Genomic DNA, 15,929 nt, shown 5'->3' with positions numbered 1-15,929 from the left:
CTCCCTTAGTTGTTAATCTTCATTCGTGGAATGAGGATCATGAAGTGGTTGTTCGGTTACGACCGAGCCATCTTCAAGGCGAAGCCATGTGTTAAAATCGGACTCCCCTACGGTCAGACGAATTACCCTCGCACCACGCATCATACCTTCTCTGCCATACGTATTGTAGCCGGTTGCCCGTCCGTAGCAGAGGCGTATCCCGTGTAAGGTACCATGGTAATCGTTAATATGGTCATGTCCGCAAAATGTGCCGATAACGTCGCCCATCTCAAGCAGCCCTGCGAACAGCCCCGAGTTAACAGGTGGGCAGCAGATGTTTTCGAATTTGTGTCCGTAGCAAATCTGGGTGTCCCATACTTCCTTATATTCGGGAACAGGGATATGAAAGAATGCGAGTGCAGGAAGCTTGCTTTCCCGCTCCGGAGGATTCAATCGAGCCGACTCGGCCGTCAGCCATTGAATTTGATTCCGTTGTATCCAGTTGTAGCCTGCAACGTGCTGAAGAGGAGAATAGTCGCCTGAATCCAGGAAATATAGATTGGCCGCTGGTTTCCCCTTCGGATCTGCAAGCTCCAGTATGTAGTTACCTTCGCCGGCAAGCTCTTCGGGTCCCGCCTGAGTTACGGTATGTTGATGTGATCGCACGACTTGCATGAGCTCTTTACGAGTGATTTCGCTTTCAGTATCGTGATTGCCGAATACGCAGGCCCACGGAATACCGCTTTCCTCGACCGCAGCAACCGCATCGCAGAAAGCTTGTGACGGATTACTGCATTTGGACTCGCCGGGTGCGACAGGACCGGTATAGATGACATCCCCTGTAAATACAACGAGATCCGGCTTCTCCGCCTCTAAGGTAAGCTCCATTAATTTACGGGTGCGCTGATCCTCATCTCTTCCGTCCTTCCAATGAAGATCGGTAAATTGCACAATGGTAAAGGTCCCGTCTTGCCGAAAAGATAATTGGTTACTCATTTCAAAATTTCCCCCTCGATCAATCGATGAGATATGGTGTTGATGTTGATTTGCGTTATTTCATGTGGTTTCTTGTTGATCTTATTATCTAAGTGAGGATCTGTCAATTCATTTTTACACAGTAAAAAATAATGTAACGTTCATTTGATTAAACTCCAAGATGTGTGAATATCGCGTATATATAGATCGGACTACGTAACTATGGCCGTTTGACAACAACCAGCATAGGACTTTACACTGAATAAAAACAACATCAATACACATGAAACCAATGTAGGAGGAAAGAGATATGTCCTTAACCTATGAAGAACGAAGGCAAACGATTCTTGCTCAGTTAAGTATTGAAGGGAAAGTGCAGGTGCACGCTCTTGCCGGGTTATTCAATGTCTCTACGGAAACGATCCGGCGCGACCTGGACCGATTGGAGAAGGAAGGAAGGCTGCGCAAAGTATATGGCGGCGCGGTACAGGTACGTTCCGAGTGGATCGAGCCGACGTTTATAAAGAGGTCCCAGATGTTTCAAAGCGAGAAGCAGGCTATTGGGAAAATGGCGGCTTCCCTCGTTAAGGATGGGGAAACGGTTATGCTGGATAACGGTACAACCACGCTGGAAATCATGCGGCATCTTAAAGACCGTGCCGATGTGACAGTCATTACTAACTTTGTGCCAATTCTAACGTGCGCGTTGGAAGATTTCCAGGGGAAAATTATTTTTGCGGGCGGCGAGGTGAATATGGGCATTCAAGCGGCAACAGGACCTATCGCTTATCAGCTGTTGGATCAGTTTAAGGTAAACAAGGCGTTTATTTCTGCAGGCGGCATCTCGCTCTCGGACGGCATTACCGAGTACAATGTGGATGAAGCGTTGCTGTCTCGGAAAATGATGTCCAGAACGGAAGAGGCCATTGTTGTCGCGGACCATTCCAAGTTCGGCGTTACAACGTTTGCCCATATTGCACCTATTGAGCAAATATCCATGATTGTGACCGACTCAGGCTGTTCCCAGGAATGGATTGATGCGCTGAATAGGCTAGATGTTGAAGTTCTGACAGGCGAGAAGGTATAAGCGGGATACAACTAAAAATCCAAAACCATTGAGGCTTTGGATTTTTAATAGTTCCGCCTGAACCTGAACTCATAGCGAAGACCAGTTAAATATGTGCTACTGCAGGGAACTTCATCGAGATCACCGCTCCGCCTTCTCTAAGGTTGCCTGCCGTGATCAGCCCTCCACAACGCTCGACGATTGCACGGGAGATGGCCAGCCCGAGTCCCGAATCTCCGTCTTTTCCTTTGACAAATCGCTGGAACAGATAAGGAAGCAGGTCTTCCGGTATTCCTGGTCCATCATCGGTGACCGATATTTCAACACGGCTATTTTTGATTTCAGCATGAATATATATTTGTTGTTTCGCATAACGGGTTGCATTAGAGACGACATTAAGCAGCGCCTGCAACAGCTTTTCCCTGTCGGCATGAACTGTCAGTAATTCATAATCATCGTACGACGTATGCAGTGTCAGTCCTTTTTGTATCAATAAAGGGTTCATGCGTTCAATAGTTTCAATAAGCAGGTCCTTCAGACAAACCTCCGTAGGTTGAAATATGTCTTCCTCGCTGTCCAGCTTCGCCAGCAGCGTCATTTCCGTAACGAGGCTCTTCAAACGGCCGCTCTCGCTCATAATAATATCGAGCCCCTTCCGGACGCTCTCCCCTTCAAAGATGCCGTCCCGGATGCCTTCGGCGTAACCAGATATGGACATTAACGGTGTTTTCAATTCATGGGAGGCGTTTTGGAAAAATTGCTTCTGCACATGGTTAAACCGCTTCAATTCCCCCGCCATCTCATACACCGATTGAGCGACAGACCCAATCTCTCCGCTGGCCTTGATCAGCTTAACGTCTGAAAAGTGACGTTCTTTTACCTTTTTGAGTTCTTCCTGGAGCCTTATTAGTGGTTTGATCAGTTTTTTAGTGATAAATAGACTGAATAGGAACATAAACGCGCCCACCACACAGAAAATGATGAGCAGCCTCTTGAGCAGAGCTTGTTCAATCGCTTGGACTTTGCTAACAGGCGTAAAGAGGGTCAGTGTTCCTTGAGGTGTGACATTCACTTCAGTAATAAACCGCTTATCCGTCCCGTTCCAAATGTTTAGCAGATTTGAAGTTTCGGGGGCTGAAGACTCCGTGATGATTTCGAAGCGATCCATAGGTACCGATGTGGACAACACTCTTCCGTTCTCATCGGTAAGTATGGCATCAACACTTGTAGCTGCAGGGGAGATGATCATGGGGAATGAGGCGAATGGGTCTTCGATAAGGACACTCGCTGCACTTTCCTGACTCAAGGAAGCGGTCATTACGGCACTCATGGACTTTAACTCTTCTTTTTGAGCTCCCATAAAATGATCTAAAAGTACATGATGGATGATAATAGCCGTAATGGAGAGTACCAGAACGAGTGCGATGCCAAAGGCCAAATTAATTTGATGTACCAGCTTCATCGGTTTGCACACTCCCTTCTGTTCTCAGACGGTAGCCATGTCCCCATACCGCTTCGATCGGCACATGCTCTAACTTTTTTCGCATCCGCTTAATCAGATGATCAACGGCGCGGTCACTTCCGAAGTAATCATTTCCCCACACAAATGTCAGCAGCTCATCTCTCGTAAAGGCTCGGTTCGGAGAATCGGCGAATACTTTTAGCATTAAGAATTCCTTGTTGGTCAGATCAACTTCCTCTCCACACCAAAATACGCGTCTTTCCTCCAGCAGTAGTTGGAGCTGACCCACTTCAAGGCGAGCGTACGCAGTTAGGCTATTTGCCCCTTCTGAGGGGTTGCTCATTTTATACCACCGCTGAAGCTGACGTTTAATACGCGCTACCAGCTCCCGAGGGCTGAACGGTTTGACCAGATAGTCATCGCTTCCAAGCTCCAACCCTAATATTTTGTCAACCTCATTGTCTCTTGCAGAAATCATAATGATCGGCACTTCCGCCTCACTCCGGATTCGTCTGCAAAATTCGTACCCGTCCATGCCGGGAAGCATAATGTCGAGTACCCACATGTCCGGAGGGCTTGTCTGCCATAAAGTCCATGCTTCCTCGGCACTGCCTAGACCGATGATTCGGTAATTTTCCTTTAACAAATAGGCTTCCACAAGATTGCGTATATGTTGATCATCGTCCACTATGGCAATGAGATAGCTGTTATTCATTCAAGGTACCTCCAGATTTTTCTGTATTCAGTATATCAAGCTGGGATCAGTTATGGAGGAGTGCCATCGTTTTTCCACAAATCAACCAATGATCTGCCACACCCTTTTCGTAAACTTGGACTTGTAATATATTCGAACCGAAGAGGAGTGTTGTATTCATGAATCATCATCCTATAATTAAAAAGTTGGTCCTGTCCGCTCTGCTGATGTCCACAGTTGCTGCCCCGGCTGTAACGAACGCTGCTAGCGTACCCGAAGAAACAAACCCTACAGCAGTAACCCAAGGCACCTCTGCTCCGGCAGCTAAGGTACTAACGATTTCCATGTCCACTGCAAGCAGACTGGCAGATCCCTTGGAGCTAGCCAAAACCTACGCACCGAATACGCTGGAAGAGTGGGAGAAGACGCTGGAGCAATACAGGAAGATCGTTGGAGAAAAGAGTGGAACTTCATTTGTTACCGTTATGGATAAGACTAACATTACCCCCGATCAAGCTTATGAGATACTTGATCAAGCTATAGAAGTAAATCTCGATGAGATGATTGTAGAAAGTATTGCCGTACCGGTAGAAGCTGGAGAAGCGAGCAATCAAGTTTTCTTCTCCTCTGAAGCTGTGGAGGTTAAGGAAATGGCGATTGAGGCTGAAGGATCTGGATCATCTAGCGAAGCGGATCTTGCCTTCGCTAAGGCAAGAATCGCTCTATCTGTTGCAGCTGAATCCAAAGATGCCACTGAGATTAAGGAAGCTTTAAATAAGTTATTGGCACAATACAAGCAGCAAATCGCGGATTACGAAACAGCAAAGTAAAGACATAGAGAGAAAAGCTCACAAGAAGAACATATAAGGAGATATTGAAAATAAGACCATCCCTGTTTCAGTCACGGCTGAGACAGGGATTATTTATATGGTTCCGGATTTTTCTGGAGAAGGGCTGCCTGTGCAGCCCCTTTTCTGCAATAATGTACTATTCTCCCAGCGGCTAAAAGCTCTATAATGCAAGGGAATTTCCTTGTAAGGAGCTAACATCATGAATTTTTCTTCATTTTTTATTTATTGTTTTGTTGTAGCGTTCTCACCTGGTCCGTCCAACATCGTCATTCTGGCGGCGGTTCAGAACGAGGGCATGAAAAAAGCACTACGATATATCGCCGGGGCGTCGCTCGCTTTTTTCATGTTAATCGCTGCCTCGGTTTTCCTGAACAGCAGACTAGGCTCCGGGATGCCAGCCATATTGTCATTCATGCGCATCGGTGGCAGCTTGTTCATGCTGTACCTGGCTTATCAAATCTACAGAATGGATGTATCCAACAACGCCTCTAAACAAGCTACTTCATTTACGTCTGGTTTTCTGACGCAGTTTTTGAATCCTAAGGTTGTTGTGTTTACGCTAACCGTCATTCCAAGTTTTGTGATGCCGTATTATACATCGGGACCTGTACTATCAGTATTCGTAGTTATTGTGACGTTGATTGGGGTGGCCGCTTATGTGACTTGGGCGGTGTGTGGTACCCTTTTTCAAGGAATTATGCAAAAATATCAGAAGGCGAGTCAGACGATACTCGCATTGTTGCTGGTTTATTCAGCGATTACCGTGTCCGGCATCACGGAGTTCATAAAGGGGTGAAAGGGATGGAGCGCTTTATATATAAAAAATCGGCAGGGATTACTGCGCTATCAGCAAGCCTTACCGATTTCAAATATAAAATGCACTGTCATGAAGAATATGCCCTGGGTGTAACCCTGCGTGGAATCCAAAAGTACGAACTTGATGGCAGTCAGCAGGCCTCCCACGAAAACGGTGTGATGCTGTTTCATCCGGAGCAAAATCATGACGGCTGGTCACAAGAAAAAACAGGTATAGACTACGTGATGATTTATATTCATCCAGAGCTTTTTTTGGAATTGATTCAGAAAAAGGATATTGTCCGATTCTCCACTCCGATTGTGTATCATGCTGGATTAGGGCAGAGCATTCTAAATTTGACCAAGGCCATATTCAACGATATGCCAGATGCTTTATGCAGCGAGCTGCTGCTGGGGATTGCCGGGAATTTTTCAGACGATATGTTCCGTACAAAAGGCAAAATAGATAGTATGTTCACGAAGAGGGCCAAAGAAATGATGCACGGTCATCTCGACCATGTTCTACGTCTGGATGAGTTAAGCAGCCAGTTCGGCATGTCCAAGTATCAGTTCATCCGTTCCTTTAAAGCGAGCATGGGAATCTCGCCGTATCAATATTATTTGAACTGCAAGGTGGAACATGCAAAGCAGTTAATCGAGGACACCAGGGATGTGTATATGGCCGTTACTCAGTGCGGCTTCACAGACTTGGCGCACCTGAACCGTCATTTCAAGAATGTGTACGGAACGACAGCGTATGATTATATGTCCCACTTGGAGAGGTAAGGAGCCGACCACTCAAGATGTGCTTTCATGACTCCGTATCAATTAAATTAAAAAGAAAAGGCCATGGGTTTGATATTATCCCCTTTAAGTAGACCGTGTGAAAAAAGAGCACTATAGTTTACTTGGAGGGGATTTTTTATGAGTAAAATTAGGAAGACATACAGCATTGAGTTTAAACAAAAAGCGATGAACATGCGGCTTTTGTTTTAATTTCCAATTGGTGGGTATACTACTGCTAAATCATTTGGGAGGGTATATTCCGATGTGGTTACTTCTCTGTATGACTCTGCTTTTTTCACCGAACCAAGCTATTCCGCAGTTAACTGTAACACAGCCAATTGCAGGTGCGGCTCAAGTAGAGCTTTTTGATACGGACAAAGAGCGTGTAGTAGAAAGGTTCGACAATAGCGCATCGTTCCAGGTGGTGGCGCAAAGCTTATTAAATAGCGTGAATGGTCGGGTCATGGAAATAAATCCATCGCTTTCGAGGGCGATGATCGTAAAGATACCGTTAGCACCACCGAAAAAACTGATCCACACACCTAGTGGTATCAATACAACGATCAGTGACGTATATGTTATTATGTCGAGAGAAAGACCGCGCCCGTATATGATTTTACGTACTACGGAGAATGAGACTTTGCTAGTTGAGTTTGCGGAAGAGACAGCTGAATTGAAAAAACTCGTTCACTTAACCCCCTGACTTTTGAATTTTCATAAAATGAATGAAATCTGGCTGAAGGAAGGTTCTGAAACGGTCTATAACTTTGAACCCGCAGATTTGCCTGCTAATACGGTGCGGATTCACTATGTAAGAGAAGATCAGAAATATGATAATTTCGGATTGTGGCTATGGGAGCGGTCATTACGGCACTCATGGACTTTAACTCTTCTTTTTGAGCCCCCATAAAATGATCTAAAGGTAATAAAGTTAAATTCCATTATGATGTACCTGCATATATCAAAAAGCAATTAGCTGAAGCTACCTCGCAGGCCCAGAGATCTATTCCGTATTGTCCTGGGGTGAGAACCCATTCGAGTCCTTCTTCAAGCAGCGGGTCAGGCGGGACTCGATCGCTTTTCGATATAGGGGATGCCCTTGTGTTTATGGTTGTAAATGCCGAGCTCATGGACTCTGTGACCGGTTATGAGGAGATTTTTCAATCAAACACGCTCCTTGTTATCTTACCACCTGTGTAATGCCAAGGTACCGGAAGAAGCAAGGATTCTTCATAAATATGAAATTTTAAAATTATAACTTTATCCTTTTGACAGGCTTGGTAGTATTTTATAAAATAGTTTTCGGTCAGGCGTTACAGCCTTTACCAATTCATGAAATAGGAATACATATTCTTAGGAGGATCTTGTTTTGAAAAAATGGACAGCAGGACTACTTAGCGTAATTTTGGTAATGGGGATCACGGCTTGCAGCAAAGACAAAGACAAAGAGGCCGAGAGCGCAGCAACTCCGCCTGCTGCGGAGCAGCCGGCTGCGGGTAAGACGGACGATGCGAAAACGGAAGCACCTTCAGTGGATGAATTAATCCAGAAATCAGCTGAGGCAAGCCAGAAGATGAAGAGTTTCTCCATGGATTCCGATATTAAGCAGAACATCGTGGTCAGCGCCGGGGAAAGCAAACAGGAACAAAAAGTGAACATTTCCATGAAAATCGATACCACGTTGGATCCACTGGAAATGTATCAGGAAATGAAGATGGAGATGCCGGGCCAAGGAACGCAGGACATCAAGCAATACATTACGCAAAAGGGCATCTACTCCCAGGTTGACGGCCAATGGGTTCAGATTCCCAAGGAGCAGGAGCAGGAAATTCTTGACAGCATGAAGGCGGCCACGCAAGGACCGGAAAAACAGCTGGAGCAGTTTAAAACCATAGCCAAAGACGCCAAGGTAAGCGAAGAAGGCGATCAGTATATCCTGACGGCCGACGTTTCCGGCGATAACCTTAAGGAACTGGCGAAGACCTACATGGGCCAAGCCGGCGGCGCAGATGAGCAAACTGCGGCGATGCTGGAACAGATGAATATCAAAAGCATGAAGATTACGATTGGCATGAATAAGGATACGTATTTTCCAACCAAGACCGATATGAACATGGTCATGGAAATGGAGCAGGAAGGACAGAAGGTCTCTCTTGAAATGGAGATGACTAGCGGACTTTCCAAGCATAACGAAATCGATAAGATCGAAGTGCCGCAAGAAGCGCTCGACAGCGCGAATTAAGCCAAAATACGAACAAGCAAAAGACGCCGTCGTCCTTTCCGAAGGACGACGGCGTTTTTTTGGCAGTAAGATACTGCTGATGTTTACGGTATCGGTGGTATTTGCGTTTATCAAGAACTTTACGGGTGTTCCCATGCTGATCAAAGAGATCTATGATGACATGTATAGTCAGCTTCCAGATATTATCATCATAGAACTGTTTGAAATTAAATATCTTGCTTCGCCACTTATTATGATCCTCCGGCTGTACGTGTTGAAGCTCCTTAATGAACCGCATCATATCGTCCAGCTTGATCATCATTCATTTCCAGGGAGTACAGCGAGCCTTACAGCAGTTGTTCAATCCGAAAAAGCCGGAGCTGTTCTTTACGGAGCGACTCGATTTGGCTGATGAAAGCTTCCTTCCATATCTCCTGCCTGGTTCCTGTACTAGAACTCCGGTTGTACTTCTCCACGATATTTTTATTAGCAGATAATGAAAACCCCATTTCTTTCAGGACGGATATTTCCTGAAGCCTCAAAATATCGGAGCTATAATACACGCGATATCCAGACTGGGGGTTTAAGGCAGAAATCTGGCGAATGACTGTTTCGCTTAACGATCCTTATGCTAAGAGAGTGACTATTGCGTTCACAGCCATTTTCGGTTTCTATATGTTGTGGCCGATTCTTATGGCGTTCGGGATCGTCCCTATTACGGGGATAGCTCTGCCTTTTATAGCTTATGGAGGATCGACACAGATATTCTATTTTGCAGCGATCGGGATGCTGTTGTCGATGTATCGTCGTAAAAATATGCTGCCAAGCGAAGGGGCGGGAACCCCTGCTTCATAACTTGCTGCTATGTCTGGTAAAGAACAGTTGTTATAGGCATCTGCTTATGATAGCTGTTTTTTTTATTGTATACTTCAACTGAAAACACACTTGACGATTAGTAAAAGCAAGAATAATATGGTATATGCAAGCGTTTCCACAACAATCGTTTTTAAATTATCGTTCTAGTCGTGGAAAATGAATGAAAATAGCACTTTTCATGTATATGGCGCTTTTTCAAAAGGAGCACCGCACACTTTTGTGAAAACGTTTGCGCGGCGAACAAAAATAATTATTCAACTTAAGAGGAGGTTAAATGAAAATGGGATTAACAGTGAAAAGGAAGAAATTATGTTCCATTATCATGATTGTCGCTCTCGTATGTTCACTTTTCGGTATTTCTCCACTAGAAGTACAAGCGGATGCTGGAAAAGATCAGGGGATAACGAGCGTTGGCAAGGTTCCTGCCAATCATCTACGGGTTCACTACAGCCGCGCAGATGAAAACTATGAAAATAAGGGACTGTGGATTTTTGATGATGTAGCGTCTCCCTCACAAAATTGGGCTACTGGTGCAACAGCCTTCCCTAAAGGGCAAAAGGACAGCTATGGTGCTTATGTTGACATTGAGTTGAAATCCGATGCCCAAAAAGTTGGGATCGTTGTTGTTGACCGCACAAGCGGTGACAAGGATGGAGGCGACAAAAAGTTGGCTATTGCTTCACCGGAAATGAATGAAATCTGGGTGAAGGAAGGTTCTGACACGGTCTACAACTTTGAACCAGCAGATTTACCGGCCAATACAGTACGGATTCACTATGTAAGAGAAGATCAGGAATATGGTAATTATGGATTGTGGCTATGGGGAGATGTGACAGAGCCGTCTAAGGACTGGCCCGTGAGTGCAACGAAGTTCCCTTCAGGACAGAAAAACCGCTATGGGGCTTATGTGGACGTCCAGATTAAGGACAAAGCTCAAAAAATTAATTTTCTTGTGTTGGATCCAGACAAAGGTGATGCTGGTAAAGATGCTGGAGACAAAAGTTTCAATCTTTTGGATAAGTACAATCATCTTTTCATAAAAGAAGGGGATGACAACGTATACATTTCACCTTATGGTGAAATGGCTATCGGGCTGGTATCAGCTGAGATTTTGTCCCCTAGCAAAATGCAGCTTGGTTTTACAATGACAGAAGGATTGGAAGCGGATACTCTAAAAAAAGAAATTGAGGTCAAAGACAAGCACGGTAAACCGGTGAGAATCGGTACGGCCAAAATCAACGGCGAAACTACCGTGGAGATTACCTCGCAGTTTAAGCTTGATGATGCGCCGTTCAGTGTGGCTTATTCCGGCAAGACAGTATCCGCCTCTACGGGTTGGAGAATGCTCGATGAAATGTACTATTACGACGGCAATGATCTCGGAGCTACATATGAAGCTGATGGCGGCGTTATGCTCAAATTATGGGCTCCGCTCGCAAGTAGCGTAAAAGTCAACTTTTATAGTAAAGAGAACTCCTCCAAGTTGATTGGTAATGCCCAGTTGAGCAAAGGGGATAAAGGTGTCTGGAGCGCTCAGTTAAAGCCGAGCCAATTGGATGTTCAGGATCTGAATGGATATTTTTATCAATATGAAGTAACAAACAACGGTGTGACGAAAAAAGTACTGGATCCCTATGCCAAATCGATGGCCGAGTTCAGAGTTAATACAAAAGGTGAACCCGGACCGGACGGCGATACGGTTGGTAAGGCTGCCATTGTGGATTTAAGTAAAACGAATCCGGCAGGCTTTAGCTCTGCAAATATTCCTGGTTATGAGAAGAGAGAGGACGCTATCATCTGGGAAATTCATGTTAGAGACTTTACTTCAGATCCTTCCATTGAAGGAGATTTGCACAATGCAACGTGGGGATCATACGATGCCTTTAAACACAAGCTTGATTACATCAAATCACTCGGCGTAACACATGTTCAATTACTTCCTGTCATGGCATGGTATTACGGGGATGAAGCCGAGATGAAGACCAGAGAACTGGAATACTCGGCACAAAACAATGAATATAACTGGGGCTATGATCCCCATAGTTACTTCTCACCGGATGGAGCCTATTCCCAAAATCCGAAAGATCCGGAATTGAGAGTCAAAGAACTGAAAGCGATGATTGATGCTATTCACGAGGCAGATATGGGCGTCGTCCTTGACGTGGTCTACACGCATATGGCGAAGGCGGATTTCCTAAATGATATTGTGCCTAACTACTATGCATTCCAGGATGCAAACGGAAACTTTATCGGGGGCTTCGGGAATAATCTGGCTACGAACCATAAAATGGCTGAGAAGCTGATGGTCGACTCGGTTAAGTACTGGTTCGATGAATACAAAATCGACGGTATGCGCTGGGATATGATGGGTGATGCGACCTACGAATCTGTACAAAAAGCCTATGATGCAGCAGCCGCAATCAATCCTGACGCGTTGTTTATTGGCGAAGGTTGGAGAACATTTGGCGGACATCTGTCCGATCCTTCCCTGGCGGGAAAAGGGGCAGATCAGGACTGGATGGACAAAACAAACGATGTCGGCGTATTTTCCGATGAATTCCGCAACGAATTGAAATCCGGCTTCGGTCATGAAGGTGAGCCTAGATTTATTACAGGTGGGGCTCGTGATATCGTCACTATTTTTAATAACATTAAAGGCCAACCAGGAAATACCAAGGTGGATGATCCGGGAGATATAGTTCAGTATATCGAGGCGCATGACAATTTGCCGCTATATGATATTATTGCGCAGTCGATCAAGAAGGACCCTTCGATTGCAGCTAATGATCAGGAAATTCATAAGCGAATCCGGCTCGGTAACCTGCTCACGCTGACTTCGCAAGGTACGGCGTTTCTTCATGCGGGACAGGAATACGGCAGAACGAAGCAATGGAAAGGGGAAGGAGTGCCTGAACAGAAATATCATGAGTTAAAGGATGAGTCCGGGAAAGCCTTCGGTTATTTTGTTCATGACTCTTATGATTCTTCGGACGCAATCAATATGTTTGAATGGAATAAAGCAACAAATGGCGTGAAGTATCCTGAGAATTATAAAACTAAACAATTTACGGCAGGGTTGATTGAGTTAAGAAAGTCGACAGATGCGTTCAGATTGGGCAGCCAATCTCTGGTTAACTCGAATGTTACACTGCTCCAGGCTCCAGAAGTCAAAGATCAGGATCTGGTTATTGCATACAAGAACAAGGCTACGGATGGAGCAGGAGTTTATTATGTGTTTGTTAACGCCGATCAAAAAGAGAGAAAACTAACATTACAAGAAGATCTGACTCCAGGTATTGTCCTTGTCGATCAGGACGAGGCAGGAATCACCGGTGTATCCACTAAATCAGGATTCACACTAACTTCGAAGTCCATTACATTGGAGCCATTAACTTCAGTTGTTATTAAGATGGAATCGGGTGCGGGTGGCGATTCAGATGAAGGAAAGACATTTACGGATATTAATGGCCATTGGGCAGAAACTTCCATAAAAGAGCTTGCAGCCAAGCAGATCGTGAAGGGTACAAGTGATACGAAGTTCAGCCCTGATCAGCAGCTGACACGGGCACAGTTTGCGGCGATGCTCGTTCGGTCCTTGAACCTTGGGGATCAAGGTCAAGAAAGCGTAGCATTCAAAGATGTGGACAGTAAAGCCTGGTATGCATCGGCTGTGGCGACAGCCTATCAACATGGGCTGGTAAGCGGTAAAGGTAAGGATGTCTTCGCACCGAATGCCGTTATCACCCGTGAAGAAATGGCAGTCATGCTCCTCCGTGCTTACCAAACGAAGGGAAATGTCTCCTCGTCAGCGGGAGCGCCAGTATTAAAGGACAAAGAGCAAATTTCAACTTGGGCAGTCAAAAAGGTGAACGAAGCCTTGTCACTAGGTCTGATGAAAGGACGCGCCAACGGCAAATTTGCGCCTAAGGCGGCTACAACCCGGGCGGAAAGCGCGCAGGCTATTTCGAACTTGTTAAATCAACTTCAGTAAAGGTAACTTGGAACTTTCTCAATAAGAAGAAACAAGCAGGCCGCCCAAGGATTCATCCCTGGGCGGCTGCTTGCGTTTTACATTGTTCTCTTAGAGCAGATTGTGGGGAAGGGAATGTACACCAGAAATCTTTCCTTGGTGGTTGAAACGTCCATTTTACTAAAAGGAAGCTCAATCGGAAGGCATATCCTCTTGTCCTTGAGTTTGTTCTGTTATATAGAACTAAAGAAATGGAACAAACTTCAACGGAGAAGGCGGAATTATTCTGGAGAAACGTCAGTGGGCGCCCAAAAGCTTTCCGTAGTAAAGCTCGCATCGGAAGCATAAACTGTCCCCGAATTTCATCCACTTTAAAATTGATTCATAAGAAATTTGGGGACAACAGCGATCGTAAGAACGATCCATCCACGTAGCGGCTTCATTGCTTAATGCAAGTACTGGTTTTGGATTTGAGCCTATATTAATACATTAAAAAAATCTGGGGGCAAGAGCGATCGGAAGAATAATCCGCATTCGTAGTGATGCTCAGGCAGGAACGATTCGTACGCGTAGCGTCTTACAACAGAGGATTCCTTTCTTGCCACACAGTTGTCAACAAGGGTGGTTTATGCTGTTTTAAGAAAGAGGTTATCGAAACTTAAATGTAGGAAAGGACGGAAATTGCGTGAATAAATCACCTAACAAAATCGGAGTCGTTATTACAGGACTTCTATTGGCCATTCTGATGGCTTCAATGGACAACACGATTGTGGCAACCGCGATGGGAACCATCGTCGGCGAGATTGGAGGTCTCGACAAGTTTGTCTGGGCCACTTCGGCTTATATGGTTGCGGAAATGGCTGGCATGCCGATTTTCGGCAAGCTGTCAGATATGTACGGTCGCAAACGGTTTTTCATTTTCGGGATCATCGTGTTTATGATCGGCTCAGCTTTGTGCGGGACAGCGGAGTCCATCGTTCAGCTGAGTCTGTACAGAGCAGTTCAAGGCATTGGGGCAGGCGCGATGGTATCGATCGCTTTTACGATTATGTTCGATGTCATCGCACCTGAGAATAGAGGCAAGATGACGGGTATGTTCGGAGCGTTGTTCGGCTTATCGAGCATTGCGGCTCCGCTGCTTGGCGGTTACATCACGGAACATATTCACTGGGTTTGGATTTTCTACATCAACCTGCCGCTCGGTCTGATTGCTTTCTTCCTGATCGTGCTCTTCTACAAGGAATCGGCGGAGCATTCCAGACAGAAGATCGATTTTCTCGGCGCGATCCTGTTAGTGGGGGCTGTCATCTGCTTGATGTTCGCTGTTGAACTGGGCGGCAAACAGTATGCATGGGATTCCCCGCAAATTATTGGTATGTTTGCAGGTTTTGTTGTCCTGAGTGTTCTGCTAGTGTTTGTGGAAAAAAGAGCGGCTGAGCCGATCATTTCATTTCGTATGTTCCGCAATCGGCTGTTCACGACAAGCAATCTGGTCGCCATGCTCAGCGGCGCGGCGTTTATGACGGCATCCATGTTCATCCCGATTTACATTCAAGGCGTGCTGGGCGGTACAGCTTCGAATGCCGGGCTTGTACTGCTTCCGATGATGGTCGGTTCAGTTGTGACGGCCACTGTGGGTGGATACTTAATGTCTAAGCTACCGTACCGTTCCATTCTCATTCCGACACTCCTGGTTCTGATCGCAGGACTTGCACTTTTGACCGCACTGAACACAGCATCACCACGGTTTCTCATCACGGTGTATATGATTCTGGTCGGTCTCGGCATCGGGTCCTCCTTCTCGGTGCTCAGCAGCGCGGCCATCCATTCGTTTCCGGCTGCGCAGCGGGGCGCGGCAACTTCTACGCTGAATTTTAACCGTTCGCTTGGCATGACACTGGGCATTACGATATTCGGGATACTGCAAAGCCATTCGCTTACCGGCAAGCTCACGAAGGCCTTCGGCAGTAACGGAGCGAAGAATATGGCTTCAGCCGGTGTGGACTTTAGTGATCCGTATGTATTACTGAATCCCGCAGTACGCCAGTCTATGGATGTGTCCGCACTCAGCACCATTACGGAAGGATTATCATCATCGATTGCAGGGACCTTTGCTTGGAGTCTCATCCCGGCCGTTCTGGCTTTGGCGGCAGCGTTTGGCATGACGAAGGAGAAGCTGGATCCGGAAGCACAGGATGAGGATTACGCGACGTCTCATTAATATGATTGTGCTGCATGGTATTTTCATCATGCA

The 15,929-nt window shown here is 45.8% G+C and carries 13 protein-coding genes and 2 pseudogenes; 11 read left to right on the top strand and 4 right to left on the bottom strand.

Going from position 1 to position 15,929, the window contains the following annotated elements:
• Positions 1 to 12: 12 nt before the first annotated feature.
• Positions 13 to 975 carry a metallophosphoesterase family protein gene (locus B9N86_RS27530; RefSeq protein WP_208916232.1) on the bottom strand — a complete coding sequence of 321 codons (963 nt, stop codon included), beginning with the start codon at positions 973 to 975 and terminating at the stop codon, positions 13 to 15.
• Positions 976 to 1,264: 289 nt separating this feature from the next.
• Between B9N86_RS27530 and B9N86_RS27525 the strand changes: the two genes are divergently transcribed.
• On the top strand, positions 1,265 to 2,041 hold the full coding sequence (locus tag B9N86_RS27525) for a DeoR/GlpR family DNA-binding transcription regulator (RefSeq protein ID WP_208916231.1): 777 nt from the start codon (positions 1,265 to 1,267) through the stop codon (positions 2,039 to 2,041).
• Positions 2,042 to 2,126: 85 nt separating this feature from the next.
• On the opposite strand, the gene B9N86_RS27520 is transcribed toward B9N86_RS27525, so the two are convergent.
• Together B9N86_RS27520 and B9N86_RS27515 are read right to left on the bottom strand one after the other, a co-directional pair.
• Positions 2,127 to 3,482: a sensor histidine kinase gene (locus B9N86_RS27520; RefSeq protein WP_208916230.1), complete on the bottom strand. Its 1,356-nt coding sequence runs from the start codon at positions 3,480 to 3,482 to the stop codon at positions 2,127 to 2,129.
• Entirely contained in the window at positions 3,460 to 4,197 is a 738-nt protein-coding gene (locus tag B9N86_RS27515; RefSeq protein ID WP_208916229.1) for a response regulator transcription factor, read from the bottom strand. The genes B9N86_RS27520 and B9N86_RS27515 overlap by 23 nt, the downstream gene beginning before the upstream one ends.
• Before the next feature lie 158 nt (positions 4,198 to 4,355).
• Here B9N86_RS27515 and B9N86_RS27510 point away from each other — a divergent pair, with 158 nt between their 5' ends.
• From B9N86_RS27510 to B9N86_RS31060, 5 genes and pseudogenes are all read left to right on the top strand, one after another.
• Entirely contained in the window at positions 4,356 to 5,006 is a 651-nt protein-coding gene (locus tag B9N86_RS27510) for a hypothetical protein (protein ID WP_208916228.1), read from the top strand.
• A 220-nt stretch (positions 5,007 to 5,226) separates the two neighbouring features.
• Positions 5,227 to 5,823, top strand: a complete 597-nt coding sequence (locus B9N86_RS27505; RefSeq protein WP_208916227.1) for a LysE family translocator — start codon at positions 5,227 to 5,229, stop codon at positions 5,821 to 5,823.
• Positions 5,824 to 5,828: 5 nt separating this feature from the next.
• The gene (locus B9N86_RS27500) at positions 5,829 to 6,608 is read left to right on the top strand and encodes an AraC family transcriptional regulator (protein WP_208916226.1); all 780 of its coding nucleotides are present in this window, start codon (positions 5,829 to 5,831) and stop codon (positions 6,606 to 6,608) included.
• Positions 6,609 to 6,870: 262 nt separating this feature from the next.
• A complete protein-coding gene (locus B9N86_RS27495) occupies positions 6,871 to 7,311 on the top strand; it encodes a hypothetical protein (RefSeq protein ID WP_208916225.1) in 441 nt (146 codons plus the stop codon).
• A gap of 18 nt (positions 7,312 to 7,329) precedes the next feature.
• Positions 7,330 to 7,518, top strand: a pseudogene (locus B9N86_RS31060) (pullulanase-associated domain-containing protein); the annotation flags it as partial.
• 70 nt (positions 7,519 to 7,588) lie between these two features.
• On the opposite strand, the pseudogene B9N86_RS27485 reads toward B9N86_RS31060, so the two are convergent.
• A pseudogene (locus B9N86_RS27485) lies at positions 7,589 to 7,772 on the bottom strand (SLOG family protein); the annotation flags it as partial.
• A gap of 205 nt (positions 7,773 to 7,977) precedes the next feature.
• On the opposite strand from B9N86_RS27485, the gene B9N86_RS27480 reads away from it, so the two are divergent.
• From B9N86_RS27480 to B9N86_RS27460, 5 genes are all read left to right on the top strand, one after another.
• Positions 7,978 to 8,850: a DUF6612 family protein gene (locus B9N86_RS27480; RefSeq protein ID WP_208916223.1), complete on the top strand. Its 873-nt coding sequence runs from the start codon at positions 7,978 to 7,980 to the stop codon at positions 8,848 to 8,850.
• 79 nt (positions 8,851 to 8,929) lie between these two features.
• Entirely contained in the window at positions 8,930 to 9,241 is a 312-nt protein-coding gene (locus tag B9N86_RS27475; RefSeq protein WP_208916222.1) for a hypothetical protein, read from the top strand.
• 191 nt (positions 9,242 to 9,432) lie between these two features.
• Positions 9,433 to 9,684, top strand: coding sequence for an FtsW/RodA/SpoVE family cell cycle protein (locus B9N86_RS27470; RefSeq protein WP_208916221.1), 252 nt, complete (start codon positions 9,433 to 9,435; stop codon positions 9,682 to 9,684).
• 301 nt (positions 9,685 to 9,985) lie between these two features.
• Positions 9,986 to 13,696 (top strand): pullulanase, encoded by a 3,711-nt coding sequence (locus tag B9N86_RS27465; protein ID WP_208916220.1) that lies wholly within the window; start codon positions 9,986 to 9,988, stop codon positions 13,694 to 13,696.
• Between the two features lie 664 nt (positions 13,697 to 14,360).
• Positions 14,361 to 15,896, top strand: coding sequence for an MDR family MFS transporter (locus B9N86_RS27460; protein ID WP_208916219.1), 1,536 nt, complete (start codon positions 14,361 to 14,363; stop codon positions 15,894 to 15,896).
• The last annotated feature ends 33 nt before the right edge of the window (positions 15,897 to 15,929 follow it).

The organism is Paenibacillus uliginis N3/975 (assembly GCF_900177425.1).
GTDB lineage: Bacteria > Bacillota > Bacilli > Paenibacillales > Paenibacillaceae > Paenibacillus_AQ > Paenibacillus_AQ uliginis.
Note: the sequence above shows the minus strand (reverse complement) of the source record. Positions and strands in the feature narration are given on the sequence as shown.

Coding starts and splice junctions, on each gene's coding strand:
- B9N86_RS27530 (WP_208916232.1), bottom strand. CDS start 975: ATGAGTAACCAATTATCTTTTCGGCAAGACGGGACCTTTACCATTGTG.
- B9N86_RS27525 (WP_208916231.1), top strand. CDS start 1,265: ATGTCCTTAACCTATGAAGAACGAAGGCAAACGATTCTTGCTCAGTTA.
- B9N86_RS27520 (WP_208916230.1), bottom strand. CDS start 3,482: ATGAAGCTGGTACATCAAATTAATTTGGCCTTTGGCATCGCACTCGTT.
- B9N86_RS27515 (WP_208916229.1), bottom strand. CDS start 4,197: ATGAATAACAGCTATCTCATTGCCATAGTGGACGATGATCAACATATA.
- B9N86_RS27510 (WP_208916228.1), top strand. CDS start 4,356: ATGAATCATCATCCTATAATTAAAAAGTTGGTCCTGTCCGCTCTGCTG.
- B9N86_RS27505 (WP_208916227.1), top strand. CDS start 5,227: ATGAATTTTTCTTCATTTTTTATTTATTGTTTTGTTGTAGCGTTCTCA.
- B9N86_RS27500 (WP_208916226.1), top strand. CDS start 5,829: ATGGAGCGCTTTATATATAAAAAATCGGCAGGGATTACTGCGCTATCA.
- B9N86_RS27495 (WP_208916225.1), top strand. CDS start 6,871: ATGTGGTTACTTCTCTGTATGACTCTGCTTTTTTCACCGAACCAAGCT.
- B9N86_RS27475 (WP_208916222.1), top strand. CDS start 8,930: ATGTTTACGGTATCGGTGGTATTTGCGTTTATCAAGAACTTTACGGGT.
- B9N86_RS27470 (WP_208916221.1), top strand. CDS start 9,433: ATGACTGTTTCGCTTAACGATCCTTATGCTAAGAGAGTGACTATTGCG.
- B9N86_RS27465 (WP_208916220.1), top strand. CDS start 9,986: ATGGGATTAACAGTGAAAAGGAAGAAATTATGTTCCATTATCATGATT.